This window comes from Streptomyces sp. CA-179760, assembly GCF_050937045.1.
GTDB lineage: Bacteria > Actinomycetota > Actinomycetes > Streptomycetales > Streptomycetaceae > Streptomyces.
Genome location: NZ_JBNJLZ010000001.1, coordinates 6909433 through 6923426, shown reverse-complemented (window position 1 = coordinate 6923426; position 13994 = coordinate 6909433). Strand labels below are relative to the sequence as shown.

The 13994-nt window shown below is 70.2% G+C and carries 14 protein-coding genes; 2 read left to right on the top strand and 12 right to left on the bottom strand.

The window, feature by feature from the left end; genetic code table 11:
* Positions 1–183 precede the first annotated feature (183 nt).
* The 10 genes from lepB (ACQEV8_RS31655) to proS form a co-directional block, all read right to left on the bottom strand.
* Complete coding sequence (gene lepB / locus ACQEV8_RS31655) at positions 184–1146, bottom strand: signal peptidase I (protein WP_432966976.1); 963 nt, start codon at positions 1144–1146, stop codon at positions 184–186.
* On the bottom strand, positions 1034–2125 hold the full coding sequence (gene lepB / locus ACQEV8_RS31650; RefSeq protein ID WP_432966974.1) for a signal peptidase I: 1092 nt from the start codon (positions 2123–2125) through the stop codon (positions 1034–1036). The genes lepB (ACQEV8_RS31655) and lepB (ACQEV8_RS31650) overlap by 113 nt, the downstream gene beginning before the upstream one ends.
* Positions 2118–2840, bottom strand: coding sequence for a signal peptidase I (gene lepB, locus ACQEV8_RS31645; RefSeq protein ID WP_432966972.1), 723 nt, complete (start codon positions 2838–2840; stop codon positions 2118–2120). Before lepB (ACQEV8_RS31645) ends, lepB (ACQEV8_RS31650) begins: the two co-directional genes overlap by 8 nt.
* Positions 2841–2885: 45 nt before the next feature.
* Positions 2886–3236, bottom strand: coding sequence for a 50S ribosomal protein L19 (gene rplS / locus ACQEV8_RS31640; RefSeq protein ID WP_030852073.1), 351 nt, complete (start codon positions 3234–3236; stop codon positions 2886–2888).
* A gap of 135 nt (positions 3237–3371) precedes the next feature.
* On the bottom strand, positions 3372–4205 hold the full coding sequence (gene trmD, locus ACQEV8_RS31635; protein WP_432966970.1) for a tRNA (guanosine(37)-N1)-methyltransferase TrmD: 834 nt from the start codon (positions 4203–4205) through the stop codon (positions 3372–3374).
* Positions 4205–4747 carry a ribosome maturation factor RimM gene (gene rimM / locus ACQEV8_RS31630; protein WP_432966968.1) on the bottom strand — a complete coding sequence of 181 codons (543 nt, stop codon included), beginning with the start codon at positions 4745–4747 and terminating at the stop codon, positions 4205–4207. The genes trmD and rimM overlap by 1 nt, the downstream gene beginning before the upstream one ends.
* Before the next feature lie 81 nt (positions 4748–4828).
* Positions 4829–5068: an RNA-binding protein gene (locus ACQEV8_RS31625; RefSeq protein WP_115744409.1), complete on the bottom strand. Its 240-nt coding sequence runs from the start codon at positions 5066–5068 to the stop codon at positions 4829–4831.
* A 2-nt stretch (positions 5069–5070) separates the two neighbouring features.
* The gene (rpsP, locus tag ACQEV8_RS31620) at positions 5071–5490 is read right to left on the bottom strand and encodes a 30S ribosomal protein S16 (protein WP_432966965.1); all 420 of its coding nucleotides are present in this window, start codon (positions 5488–5490) and stop codon (positions 5071–5073) included.
* 283 nt (positions 5491–5773) lie between these two features.
* Complete coding sequence (locus ACQEV8_RS31615; RefSeq protein ID WP_184598513.1) at positions 5774–6382, bottom strand: hypothetical protein; 609 nt, start codon at positions 6380–6382, stop codon at positions 5774–5776.
* Positions 6383–6632: 250 nt separating this feature from the next.
* Positions 6633–8048, bottom strand: coding sequence for a proline--tRNA ligase (gene proS / locus ACQEV8_RS31610; RefSeq protein ID WP_432966963.1), 1416 nt, complete (start codon positions 8046–8048; stop codon positions 6633–6635).
* A gap of 199 nt (positions 8049–8247) precedes the next feature.
* On the opposite strand from proS, the gene ACQEV8_RS31605 reads away from it, so the two are divergent.
* Together ACQEV8_RS31605 and ACQEV8_RS31600 are read left to right on the top strand one after the other, a co-directional pair.
* Positions 8248–9102, top strand: a complete 855-nt coding sequence (locus tag ACQEV8_RS31605) for a methyltransferase domain-containing protein (protein WP_432966961.1) — start codon at positions 8248–8250, stop codon at positions 9100–9102.
* 139 nt (positions 9103–9241) lie between these two features.
* Complete coding sequence (locus ACQEV8_RS31600) at positions 9242–9844, top strand: hypothetical protein (protein ID WP_432966959.1); 603 nt, start codon at positions 9242–9244, stop codon at positions 9842–9844.
* A 70-nt stretch (positions 9845–9914) separates the two neighbouring features.
* Here the strand turns inward: ACQEV8_RS31600 and ffh are convergent, their stop codons facing one another.
* Both ffh and ACQEV8_RS31590 read right to left on the bottom strand, forming a co-directional pair.
* The gene (gene ffh, locus ACQEV8_RS31595; protein WP_432966957.1) at positions 9915–11465 is read right to left on the bottom strand and encodes a signal recognition particle protein; all 1551 of its coding nucleotides are present in this window, start codon (positions 11463–11465) and stop codon (positions 9915–9917) included.
* 81 nt (positions 11466–11546) lie between these two features.
* Positions 11547–13994, bottom strand: a complete 2448-nt coding sequence (locus ACQEV8_RS31590; protein ID WP_432966955.1) for a [protein-PII] uridylyltransferase — start codon at positions 13992–13994, stop codon at positions 11547–11549.

Genomic DNA, 13994 nt, shown 5'->3' with positions numbered 1-13994 from the left:
CCTCCGCCTCGAAGTAGCCCTTCGCACCGTGCGAGCACGCCGACGTGTCGGACCCGGCGTACGAGTACTTCGAGCAGGGCCTGGGAAACAAGTGAACGTGCTTGGTCACGCGAAGACCCGACCGAACATATGATCGGCCGGGTCCGGAAGATGCGTCCGCGCTTAGGTGACCTTGTCGTGATGTCAGCGCTTCCTGCGACGCCAGAGCACCAACGGCGCCGCACCGGCGAGCGCCAGCCCCTGCGGCGCCACCGTCAGGGCGGCCGCGGCCGACTGGGCGTTGAGACCGGTCTGGTCGAAGGTGTCCGGCACCGGCAGGTTGTTCCAGCGGTTGATCGGCCAGGCGATGACGACGGCCCGTCCGACGACCTCCTTGACCGGGACCATGCCCTTGTGCCGGTCGGTCTGGTTGTAGCGGGAGTCCCGGGAGTTCTGCCGGTGGTCGCCCATGACCCAGATGGAGCCCTCAGGGACCTTCACCTTGAACTGGCCGCCCTGGTCGTCGACGCTGCACGGCGTGTTGCCCGGGTAGACGTACGACTGTTCGTTCAGCGCCTTGCCGTTGACCGTCAACGGGCCCGTGCCCTTGCACTCGATCGTGTCGCCGCCGACCCCGACGACGCGCTTGATGAGGTCCTTCTCCTCGGCGGACGGCATCAGGCCGATCCAGCTGAGGAACGTCTGCAGGGCGTTCGGATCCGTGGTCGGCTCTCCCGCCAGCCAGTTGTCGGGGTCGTGGAAGACGACGACCTCGCCGCGCTCGGGCTCGGAGCCGAACCAGGGGGTGAGCTTGTCGACCAGGACGCGGTCACCCTGCTGGAGCGTGTTCTGCATCGAGTCGGAGGGGATGGAGAACGCCTGCACCAGGAAGGTCTTGATCAGCAGCGCCAGCACCAGCGCGATGCCGATCAGGATGGGCAGCTCCTTCCAGAAGGAGCGTGCCTTCTTCGGCGTCCGGTTCGTACCGCCCGGCCCTTGGCCATCGGCTGTGCTGTGCGTGCCTGTCACCCTGTCGTCCTCGGCTGCTCCGGAGTCATTCCCGGAGGTCACGGCGCTGTCCGCGGCCGGGACGGCGGATTCCGCGGGGCGCCCGCGATGCTCCTCGCCGTCGTGTCCGGACCGTGCGCCGACCGCCACATCCCCCACGCCAACTCCTCACTCTGTGCCGCCGCCTGCCCCATACACGACGCAGGCCCACCACTCCCATAACGAGCGGGAGTTCCGCAGGGGTCGGGAGCTGGATCGTTCCGTTCGAATCGTCGGAGACAACCCTATGCGACAGCCGGGCGGCAGCGGTCGACCCGGTGGCCGAGTCGGACACGGAGGCATACGTAGTCGGTTCCTCCAGCATGTTCCAGTGGCCGAAGGGCCAGGCGATGACCATGGCGCGGCCCACGACCTCGTCCTCGGAGACCGTGCCTCCGTAGTCGGTGTCCTGGTGGGCGCGGGAGTCCGCGGAGTTGTTCCGGTGGTCGCCCATCACCCAGAACCGCCCCTGGGGGACCGTGATCTCGAACGGCGTGTCGGACGGGGCGTTGCCGGGGTACAGGTAGTCCTCGTTCAGCGGGATGCCGTTGACGGTCACGCGCCCTTGGGTGTCGCAGCACTTGACCTTGTCGCCGCCGACCCCGACGACCCGCTTGATGAGGTCCTTCTCGTCCTCGGACGGCAGCAGACCGATGAAGGTGAGCCCTTCCTTGACCTGCTTGATGACGACGGGGTCTTCCTTCGGGGTGGCGGTCTGGTCGTCCTGGAGCCAGCCGCCGGGGTCCTTGAAGACGACGACGTCCCCGCGCTGCGGCTCGGAGCCGAACCACGGGGTGAGCTTGTCGACCAGGACGCGGTCGCCGATCTGGATCGTCTGTTCCATGGAGCCCGACGGGATGACGAAGGCCTGGACGAGGAACGTCTTCAGCACGAGCGCTATGAGGACGGCGACGCCGACGAGGAGCGGTATCTCCTTGACGGCACCGCGCCTGCGGCGCCGCTTGACCTTGCGCTGGAGCTTGCGCCGCTCGGCGCGGGTACGTCCGCCGGACGGGCTCGCGGCGCGCCGGGCGCCGGTGGGCAGCAGGTTTTCCGCGGCGCTCGTGGCGACGCCGCGCGGCTTGCCGCGGTTACCCATGGGCGCCCGCCCTGTCGGCGGCTGGCACGCGCGCGTAGGCGTCCGGGCGCTGCAGCCGGGTGGCGTGGCCGAAGGGCCAGGCGATCCAGTCGGCGCGGCCGATCACCTCGCCGACCGGGATCATGCCGCCGCCCGGGGAGCCGAGGTGGTCGCGGGAGTCGCTGGAGTCGGCTCGATGGTCGCCGAGCACGAACAGGGTGCCGTCGGGCACCACGACGTCGAAGGGAACCTCGGAGGGGCCGTCCCCGGGGTACAGGAAGCCCGACTCGTCGACCGGCCGGCCGTTCACCTGGATCCTCCCCTTCTTGTCGCAGCAGACCACGCGGTCCGCTCCCACACCGACAACGCGCTTGATGTAGTCCGCGTGCCCGAAGTACCCCGTCCCGTCGAACACGACGATGTCTCCCCGCTGCGGCCGGGCACCGAAACGGTACGCCAACTTATTTACGAGAACCCGGTCCCCGATCCTCAATCCGCGTTCCATGGATCCGCTGGGGATCTGGAACGGGCGCAGCACGAACGTACTGAGCAGCAGCAGGAAAAGCAGGCACGTCAGCAGGGTCAGAGTGATCCGGCCGCCGGGTACCCAGGCGCTGACACGCGACACCAACGCGAAACGCGACCGTTCCTCCGGCCCTCCTGGGTCCGAGGTGTCCTCGGATTCGGAAGGGCGGGAGGAGCGGTCGCGCTCCGTCGGCTGTGCTTCGGTGTCCATCGGAGCCAGATGTTATCCGGCCCCGACGCGAACCCCGGAGAGCGCTCAGTTCTCGCGCTTCTCCTTGATCTTCGCGGCCTTGCCGCGCAGCTCGCGCAGGTAGTACAGCTTGGCGCGGCGGACGTCACCCTTGGTGACGAGCTCGATCTTCTCGACGATCGGGGTGTGCACCGGGAAGGTGCGCTCGACGCCGACGGAGAAGGAGACCTTGCGGACCGTGAAGGTCTCGCGCACGCCGGAGCCCTGGCGGCGGATCACAACGCCCTTGAACTGCTGCACACGGGAGCGGTTGCCCTCGATGACGCGCACGTGGACGTTGACGGTGTCACCCGGGCGGAAGGCGGGGACGTCGCTGCGCAGCGACGCGGAGTCGACGGTGTCGAGCAGGTGAGACATTTCGTCTGCTTTCTTCGCTGATGCCACAGGTCATCAACGGAAACTAGGTGTTTCGGATCTGGGCTGTACGCGTCGGAACGGGCGTCATCTCCCCCTGTGGCAGGGGCGCACGCCGGACGGACGCACAACAGCGAGCTATTCTTCCACGCCGTCGGTCCTGCGCCAAAATCGGCCGTACGGCTCCCCTGCGGGGTCCGGTGCCCAGCCCAGGATGGAGAGCATCTCGCGGTCCTTCTTGTCGAAGGCCTTGGGGTCGCACCGCTCGATGAGGTCGGGCCGGTGGGCGGTCGTACGCTTCAGGGCCTCGTCCCGGCGCCAGCGGGCGATCTTCCCGTGGTGGCCGCTGAGCAGCACGTCGGGGATGTCACGGCCGCGCCACTCGGGCGGCTTGGTGTAGACGGGCCCCTCCAGCAGGCTCGCCATGGCACCGGGCGCGAAGGAGTCGTCCCGGTGGGACTCGGCGTTGCCGAGGACGCCCGGCAGCAGCCGTGCCACGGCCTCCGTGACGACGAGGACGGCCGCCTCGCCACCTGCCAGGACGTAGTCGCCGATGGACACCTCGTACACCGGCATCCGTGTCGCGTACTCGTCGACGACCCGCCGGTCGATGCCCTCGTAGCGGGCCGGCGTGAAGATCAGCCAGGGGCGCTCGGAGAGCTGGACGGCGAGTTCCTGGCTGAAGGGGCGCCCGCTGGGCGTGGGCACGATGAGGGCGGGCTCCCGGGAGCCGGTCTCGTAGCCGTCTGCCAGGACCGAGTCGAGCGCGTCCCCCCAGGGGTCGGTCTTCATGACCATGCCTGGACCGCCGCCGTAGGGCGTGTCGTCGACGGTGTTGTGACGGTCGTAGGTCCAGGACCGCAGGTCGTGCACCTGGACGTCGAGCTGTCCACGCGCGCGTGCCTTGCCGACGAGGGAGACGTTCAGCGGTTCCAGGTACTCGGGGAAGATCGTGACGACGTCGAGGCGCATTACGACTCGTCCCGGCTGGAGGCGATCTCGGCGTTGTCGTCGATCAGGCCCGGCGGCGGGGTGATGACGGCCTTCTGCTCCTCGAGGTCGATCTCGGCGACGATCTCCTCGACGAAGGGGATCAGCACCTCGGTGCCGTCGGGGCGCTCGACGATGAACAGGTCCTGCGAGGGCAGGTGCGAGATCTCCGTGATCCGGCCGACCTCCGTGCCGTCGGCGGTGACCACGTCGAGGTCCATGAGCTGGTGGTCGTAGTACTCGTCCTCGCCCTCGGGCAGTTCCTCCGGGTCGATCTCGGCGATCAGGAGGGTGTTGCGCAGGGCTTCGGCGCCGGTGCGGTCGCTGACGCCCTCGAAGCGCAGGAGGAGACGGCCACTGTGGACGCGGCCCGTCTCGATGGTCAGCGGTCCCGTGGCGGCGGGATCGGTGGCGAGTACGGCGCCGGGCGCGAGCCTGAGCTCCGGCTCGTCGGTACGGACCTCGACGGTGACCTCGCCCTTGATGCCATGGGCACGGCCGATCCGTGCGACTACCAGCTGCACGTGTCCAACTCTCCTGTCATACGACTGCGGGCCGGGGACGGCCCTGTGGCCCTCCCCGGCCCGAGCCGGTTGCGATAAGCGTCAGCGGACGTGGTCCACGTCGACGAGGTCGACGCGGACACCGCGACCGCCGATGGCGCCCACGACGGTACGCAGGGCGCGTGCGGTGCGGCCGTTACGGCCGATCACCTTGCCGAGGTCGTCCGGGTGGACCCGGACCTCGAGCACTTGCCCGCGGCGCAGGTTGCGCGAGGCGACCTGCACATCGTCAGGGTTGTCGACGATGCCCTTCACGAGGTGCTCGAGAGCCTCCTCGAGCATGCTCAGGCCTCGGTCGACGCGGACTCGGCGGCCGCCTCGTCCTTCTTCTCAGCCTTCTTCTTCTGGGTGATCGCCTCACCCTTGCCCTCGTCTTCGCCACTGAGGGCCTCGAACGACGGGCGGGCCGACTTCTCGGCGGCCTGGAGCAGCGGAGCCGGGGCGGGCTCGCCCTTGTACTTCTGCCAGTCGCCGGTCTTCTTGAGGATGGCGAGCACGGGCTCGGTCGGCTGCGCGCCGACACCCAGCCAGTACGCCACACGCTCGGCGTCGACCTCGATCACCGACGGGTTGTACGTCGGGTGGTACTTGCCGATCTCCTCGATCGCACGGCCGTCACGGCGGGTGCGGGAGTCGGCGACGACGATGCGGTAGTGAGGCGAACGGATCTTGCCCAGACGCTTCAGCTTGATCTTGACTGCCACGGGAGTGGATTCTCCTGGATTTGACGTGGTTGGGCACGGCGAGACGGCCGCGTGGGGTTGCGGTACCCGAGTGCCCGATGGACGCGTCAGCCGGAGGAGAGAGGGGTCCTGTGCGACTGTCGAGTACAGCTAGCCATTGTGCCACACCCTGCCGGGCGGCTTTGCCGGGGGTACGCCGCTCCCCGCGCATACCGGGCCGGCACCCGGCGCGGAAGTGAGGTACGTCGGGTGCACACCCCGGCAGCGCGTCTCGACCGGCAGCCACGAGATGCCGGTGCCGACGTCAGCCCGCCACCGCTCCCGCTCCCACCACGTCCGGGATACGGAACGGCTTGCCGCAGCCGCCGCAGACGATCGGCGCCTGGGCGAGTACGGACGGCACCACGCGGACGTTGCGGCCGCAGTCGCAGACCGCCTTGACGCGTACGCCGCCGCCGGAGGAGCCGTGGCGTGCGGCCGGGCCCCGGAAGGTGCGGGAGGTGTCGGAGGAGGTGGCGGCCGTGTGGGCCTTCAGGGCTCGCTGGAGTCGCTCCATCGTCGGGCGGTAGCGGCGCTTCGCCTCGGGGGTGAGCGTGACCAGGGAGAAACCGCTGCTGGGATGCGGTTCCTCGGGGTGGTCCAGGCCCAGCTCCTCGGCGATCGCGAGGAATCTGCGGTTGTGGTAGCGGCCGGCACGGGAGGTGTCGCGGACGCCGCGCGAGGCGGCGATGCCATGGACTGCCTCATGGAGCAGTCGCTCGAAGGAGAGCTCGTGACCGCAAGCGGACGACGACTCCCCGATCAGGGACTCTGGCGCGGCAAGGTCGGGCAGCTCGGGGTGGTACCGCTGAATGTCGGCCCACGCCTGTGCCAGCTCTGCGGCGAGAACAGGTGGTGTCTGTGTCGTGCTCACGTAATGACAACGAGCCGGGGTGCCACAGTGTTCCGATTCCGGGCCATCCCAAATAATTTGCACGTACCCGTCAGTTTCCTCTGATGCGTCCCGACGAGGGCGCCTGCGCTGATCTGTGGAGAAGCCTCGCAGCTCACCACAAGGTGGTGCGTAGTTCCACCTACGCGCCGACGCGTAGATCAGGTCCACGCGCCGGGGAACCAGGGGTCCGCACGTACGCAAGAGGCGTTTCGGCCGCCTTGCGTCCCGCTCAGTAAGCGCGTGCCACGACGGCGACGTTACCGGGTGCGTCGTCGGCGTCCGGCACCGACCCGTCCTCCGCGACCAGACACCGTACGGTCGCCGCGTGATCGGCGAGCTTGGACTCGCCCTCCTCGCCGAGCACGGCCCAGGGGATGCGCGCCCAGCCGCCGGCGGTGGCCGCCTCGACGGCCTCCTCGAACGTGGAGACCTCGGTCGTACGGGACTCGCGGCGCTCGCGGGACTGCTTCAGCAGCAGCGCCTGGTCCTCCTCCAGGATCCCGGGCAGCAGCGACACCAGGAAGTCCAGGGAGACCGCCTCCTTCCCTCCGGGGATGCGGCGCGCCAGCATCGCCGTGCCGTTCTCCAGGTCGCGCGGGCCGACCTCGATGCGCACCGGGACGCCCTTGAGCTCCCAGTCGACGGCGCGGCGGCCGAAGGGGGTGTCGGTGCGGTCGTCGACCTGGACGCGGACGCCGGCCGCCTTCAGGCGGTCGCCGAGCTCGCGGACCTTGGCCAGAACCGCCTCGTCGCCCTTGATCGCGAGCACCACGGCCTGGATCTGCGCGAGCCGCGGCGGGACGCGCAGGCCGTTGTCGTCGCCGTGCATCATCACCAGGGCGCCGATCATGCGGGTGGTGGAGCCCCAGGACGTCTGCCAGACCAGCTCCTGCCGGCCGTCCTTGGACAGGTACCGGGTGTTGAAGGCCTTCGCGAAGTTCTGGCCCAGTTCATGGCTCGTGGCCATCTGGAGGGCCTTGCCGTCGCCCATCATGCCTTCGAGCGTGAGGGTGTTGACGGCGCCGGCGAACCGCTCCTTGACGGTCTTGCGCCCCGGGACGACGTCCATCGCGAGGACGTTGACCATGAAGTCCTCGTAGACCTGCCGGTGAATGCGCGCGGCGAAGTCGCGCGCCTCCTCGTACGTGGCATGCGCGGTGTGGCCCTCCTGCCAGAGGAACTCGGAGGTGCGCAGGAACAGGCGGGGCCGCAGTTCCCAGCGCACGACGTTCGCCCACTGGTTGATGAGCAGCGGCAGGTCGCGGTAGCTCTGCACCCACTTCGAGAAGGAGGCGTTGATGATCATCTCGGAGGTGGGCCGGACCACGGCGGGCTCTTCGAGTTCCTTGCCGCCGCCGTGGGTGACCACGGCCAGCTCGGGCGCGAAGCCCTCGACGTGGTCCGCTTCCCTGGTCAAATACGACTGGGGGATCAGCAGCGGGAAGTACGCGTTCTGGGTGCCCGTCTCCTTGATGCGGGCGTCCATCTCGGACTGCATCCGCTCCCACAACCCGTACCCGTACGGTCGGATGACCATGGTGCCGCGCACCGGACCGTTGTCGGCGAGTTCCGCCTTGGTGATCAAGTCCTGGTACCAGCGCGGGAAATCATCCGCCTGGGGGGTGAGAACGGGTGCCTTGGCCATGGCGAGATCGTACGGGCCCAGGTTGCCGGAATGTGAAATCTCGCCATAGGCACATGACAACTCACATGGCGGGGTGCATTCCACTGGACGACAGGTCGAGGGGGGAGTTTCCTGGCATACGGGGGTAGTGCGAGCGCACTGTCACGGGGGCCATGGAATCGGGCAAGAGGCAACTCTCGGCGGATTGGGGCGCTTACTTATGACACCTACGCTCGTGCGGCAGCACCTGCCTCACGCGGGGGCCGCACCCCGCGTGGACCTGCGTGCACGCGCGCGTGACTGGTCCGAGATCCAGGAGCGGATGCTCGTCCCGCTCTACGAGGCCGTCCACGAGCGACTGGACGTGGGTCCCGCCACGCGGCTGCTCGGCCTCGGCTGCGGTTCCGGGCTCGCCCTGCTGATGGCCGCCGCCCGGGGAGCGGCGGTCACCGGTGTCGACTCCTCCCCCGAAAGAATGACCTTCGCGCGGGAGCGGCTGCGGCCCGAGGCGTGGGGCACGCGCGCGCGTGCGGAGGCCCGGCTGGTCGAGGGCTCACCCCGGGACGCCGCGGTGCCGGGTGCTCCCGCGTACACCCTGGTGACCGCTTTCGAACCGATCGGGTGCCTGGCGGGCGACTCGGAGGGGATGAGCGGGCTGCTCGCCGAGGCGACGCCGCTCGCCGAGCGGGGTGCGGCCGTGGTGCTGGCCGGCTGGGGCCCTCCGGAGCGGTGCGCCACGACGTCCGTGCTGCGGGTGGCGGCGAAGCTGGCCGAGCCGCTGCGCAACACGGGCAGCTGGCGTCCCGCCCTCCGCGACGACCTGGAGGACGTCGCCCAGCGGGCCGGGCTCAAGCCGGACGGGTCCGGGCGGGTGGCGTGCCCCTTCGGCTACGCGGACGTGGTCAGCGCCGTACGCGGGCTCAAGTCGACGGGGCTGTTCGACGCGGCGATGACCGCGACCGATCAGGTGCAGGTCGACAAGGAGCTGACCGAGGCGCTGCATCCGCACCAGCGGCAGGACGGGACCGTATGGATGCCCAATGTGTTCCGGTATCTGATCGCCCGGGTTCCTTGAGCATCGAGCTTTGTCCGGTGCAGGTGTGAATGGCGTGAAGAAAGCACGGCGCGGTGCTTCTGGTGCCATCAAGTGGATCTTGACCGCTTAATCTGATCCACCGTTCGGGGGATCTACACATCTGCATACAGGAGCTGCTTTGCCGCACCACACGACCGCGCTGCGTCTCGTCGCGCCCGTCGCCGTCCTCGCCCTGTCGCTCACCGCCTGCGGAGGCGGCGGCGACAACGCCGAAGCGAAGAGCCCGGCCACCGAGAAGGCCAAGGTCTCCCCTTCGCCGGAGCCGACGTCCGGGGGCGAGATGGGGAGCGGCGAGAGCGCCACGGGCAAGGTCGACGAGGACCCCGGCAAGGTCACCTACGAGATCCTGGCGCAGAAGGTCGACGTGGGCACCGAGGCCGAGGCCGCCAAGGCCGTCTCCGAGCCGGACAAGGTCAAGGGCAAGGTGCTGGCCACCGCGTACCTGAAGTACACCCACAAGAGCGGACCGGCCCTCACCGACGGGTCCGACGTGCACGACAGCACCACGGTCTCCGCCGACGGGCAGCGCGGCAGCGTCCTCATCGGCGCGGCCGAGGACGCCGCGGGCTGCGAGGACCCCTACGACGTCGACAGCTGGAAGCAGGGCGAGAGCCATGTCTTCTGCGAGACGTACGTGATCCCGGCGAACGCCAAGAGCCTCGAGGTCAACTGGTCCGAGGAGGACGGGGAGCCCTACATCTGGAAGTTCCCGAACGCCTGACCTGCCCGCACGGCAAAGAGGGCGCCCCCTTCCGGAAGGGGGCGCCCTCTTTGCCGTGCGGGACGGGCCGTCAGCCCATGAACTTCTTGAACTCGTCGGGGAGTTCGAAGTCCTTGGCGCCCTGCTGCGGCAGCCCGAAGGCACCGCCGCCCTCGGCCGCGGCGGCCCGGCGGGCGGCCTCCTCCTGCTCCTGCTGCTTGCGCTTCATCGGGTTGCCGGAGCGCTGCTTGCCCTTGGCCTGCTTCTGCTTCTTCTTCGTCCGGCCCGGGCCGCCGCCCATGCCCGGCATACCGGGCATCCCGGGCATGCCGCCGCCCTGGGCCATGCGGGACATCATCTTGCGGGCCTCGAAGAACCGCTCGACCAGGTTCTTCACCGCGCTGACGTCGACACCGGAACCCCGCGCGATACGGGCGCGGCGCGAGCCGTTGATGATCGTCGGCTCCTGGCGCTCGGCCGGGGTCATCGACTTGATGATGGCGGCCGTACGGTCGACGTCGCGCTCGTCGAGGTTCTGGATCTGGTCCTTCATCTGGCCCATGCCCGGAAGCATGCCGAGCAGCTTGGAGATGGAGCCCATCTTCCTGACCTGCTCCATCTGGGCCAGGAAGTCGTCCAGGGTGAAGTCCTGGCCCTTCTTGGACGCCAGCTTGGAGGCCATTTTCTCGGCCTCTTCCTGGCTGAACGTCTTCTCCGCCTGCTCGATCAGGGTGAGCAGGTCACCCATGTCGAGGATGCGGGAGGCCATCCGGTCAGGGTGGAAGGCGTCGAAGTCGTCGAGCTTCTCGCCGTTCGACGCGAACATGATCGGCTTGCCGGTGATCTGCCGGATCGACAGGGCCGCGCCACCGCGGGCGTCACCGTCGAGCTTGGAGAGCACCACGCCGTCGAAGCCGACGCCGTCGCGGAAGGCCTCGGCGGTGTTGACCGCGTCCTGGCCGATCATCGCGTCGACGACGAACAGGATCTCCTCGGGGCTGACCGCGTCCCTGATGTCAGCGGCCTGCCGCATCATCTCCTGGTCGATGCCGAGGCGGCCGGCGGTGTCCACGATCACGATGTCGTGGACCTTGGTCTTGGCGTGCTCGATGGAGTCCTTGGCGACCTTGACCGGGTCGCCGACGCCGTTGCCCGGCTCCGGGGCGTAGATGCCGACACCGGCGCGTTCGGCGACGACGCTGAGCTGGTTCACGGCGTTCGGGCGCTGGAGGTCACAGGCGACGAGCAGCGGCGAGTGGCCCTGCTCCTTCAGCCAGCGGCCGAGCTTGCCCGCGAGGGTGGTCTTACCGGCACCCTGCAGACCCGCCAGCATGATCACGGTGGGCGGCTGCTTGGCGAAGCGCAGGCGCCGGGTCTCACCGCCGAGGATGGTGACGAGTTCCTCATTGACGATCTTGAGGACCTGCTGGGCGGGGTTCAGCGCCTTGCTGACCTCGGCACCGAGGGCGCGCTCCTTGACGTTCTTGATGAACGTCCGGACGACCGGCAGCGCCACGTCCGCCTCGAGGAGCGCGATCCGGATGTCCCGGGCCGTGGCATCGATGTCCGCTTCGCTGAGACGCCCCTTGCCGCGCAGGTTCTTGAAGGTCGCTGAGAGGCGATCGGAAAGAGTATCGAACACGGCGCTCGCGGTCCTCAGGGTTGGTGGCTACAGGGAATCGCCCTCCAGGGTATCCCGGCGTGACAAGTCGCCGGGTCGGCCTCACCCACGCAGTGTCTCCTCCAGCTTCCGTGCCACCGAGACCGCCTCGTCCCCGGGCAGGGGCGCGCCCTCCGGGCCGGTCACGTAGAAGGCGTCCACGGCGTTGGCGCCGAGCGTCGAGACGTGCATGCTGCGCACCCGTACGCTCGCGTCCTCCAGGGCGCGGCCGATGCGGAACAGCAGGCCGGGGGCGTCCTGGGAGCGTACCTCGATCACCGTGGCCAGCCGGGAGGCGGCCGGGTGGACCGACACCCGGGGCGGCGGGGCGACCACGCCCCGGCGGCGCGGATAGGCCGCGTCCCGTTCGGCGAGGCGGCCGGCGATGTCCAGGGAGCCGTCCAGGGCCCTCACGAGGTCCGCGCGCAGCCGGGCGGCCTGCGGCAGGGAGCCGTACTCGGCGGCGACCCGCCAGTCCAGCAGCAGGACGGAGCCGTCTACGCCGTGCGGGAGGGTAAGGGAGCGCAGTTCCGCCGTGCGTACGGTCAGCCGGTGCATGGCGAGGACACCGGCCACCGCGGGCAGGACGCCCGGCTGGTCGGGGACGGCGATGAGAAGTTCCACACCCAGCGGCTCGGGATCACCGGACGGCTCCTGCCCGGCGGGCGGCTCGGTCTGTGCCCGCAGGGAGAGGACCGGGCTGCCCGTCGCGGCCGCCTCGTGTGCGAGCCGCTCCTGCTCCGCGGTCGGCGCGCCCTCCTCGGGGTCGTCCGGCGCGTCCCCGGCGAGTACCGCCGAGACCCGCTTGACGAGGTCGGCGACGAGCGAGCCGCGCCAGGACGACCAGGCGGCCGGTCCGGTGGCCAGGGCGTCGGCCTCGGTGAGCGCGTGCAGCAGTTCCAGGGTGCCCTGGGAGCCGACGGCCTCGGCGACGGAGCGCACGGTGGCCGGGTCCTCCAGGTCACGCCGGGTGGCCGTCTCGACGAGGAGCAGGTGGTGCCGTACGAGGGTGGCGACGACCGTCACGTCGTGGCGGTCGAAGCCGATGCGGGCGGCCACGTCCTTGGCGATGATCTCGCCGGCCACGGAGTGGTCGCCGGGCCAGCCCTTGCCGATGTCGTGCAGCAGCGCGGCGACCAGCAGCAGGTCGGGGCGGCTGACCCGGCGGGTGAACTCGGAGGCCTGGACTGCGGTCTCGATGAGGTGCCGGTCGACGGTCCACAGGTGCACGGCATTGCGCTGCGGGCGGCAGCGGACCCGCTCCCAGTCGGGCAGCAGCCGGGTGATCAGCCCCTCGGCCTCCAGCGCCTCCCAGACCTCGACGGTCGGGCGGCCGGAGCCGAGCAGGGTGACGAGCTGTTCGCGCGCCTCGGCGGGCCAGGGCGTGGGCACCGGGCGCGTGGCGGCGGCCATGCGCCGTACGGCGTGCAGGGAGAGCGGGAGTCCGGCCTGCGCGGCGGCCGCCGCGGCGCGCAGCGGCAGCACGGGGTCGCGTTCAGGGCGCGCGGCACGGGCGAGCACCACCTCGCCGTCCTGCTCCACGACGCCTTCGGCCAGCGGGGAACGCTCGGCGGTCGGCTTTCCGCCGCCCAGCATGGCGCGCAGCCGGGGCCGCACGGCGCGTGACCGCAGCACGCGCCCCACCTCGCGCCAGGTGACATCGCTGGCGTACGAGACGAGCCGCGCCGCCTCGTACACCTGCCGCAGCAGTGTGTCGGCGTCGAGCAGGCCGAGCTCGGCGGCCACCTGGTCCTGCTCCTGGAGGGCGAGCCGGTCGGTGGCGCGCCCGGTCGCCAGATGCAGGGCGTCCCGTACGTCGAGGAGCCGGCGCCGGGCGTCGGCGAGGCCCTCGCGCGGGGCGTCGGCGAGCCAGGAGGCGGCGACGGCGCGCAGGGCTGTGGCGTCGCGCAGCCCGCCCCGGGCCTCCTTCAGGTCGGGCTCCAGCAGGTACTGCAGCTCGCCTTGACGCTCGGCGCGTTCGGCGCACAGTTCCTGGAGCTCGGGGAGACGCTTCGGCGCCTGGTTGCGCCAGTCGGCCAGCACGGCCGTGCGCAGTCCGGCGGTGAGACCGAGATCGCCGGCGATGTGCCGGGCGTCCAGCAGGCCGAGCTGCACCTTGAGGTCCTCGCCGGCCGTCTTGCGGGCCTCGGCGGGCGTGCGGACGGAGTGGTCGAGGTCCAGACCCAGATCCCAGACGGGGTACCAGAGCCGGTCGGCGAGGGCGGCGACCGCCTTGGTGTCGCCGCCGTCGTGCAGCAGGAGCAGGTCGAGGTCGCTGCGTGGCGACAGCTCGCCGCGTCCGTAGCCGCCGACGGCGACCAGGGAGGCCCCGCGCAGTCCCTCCGCCCCCGCGGCGAACAGGCCGGTGAGCCACTCGTCCGTCAGTTCGGCCAGGGCCGCACGGCGCGGCGGCCCGGACCGCGTCTCCTCGGTGAGGAGACGCAGCCGGGCCGCCGCGTAGCCGCTGGGTCCCGAGTCCTCTGCTTCCTTCTGCACGTCCGTACCCGTCAC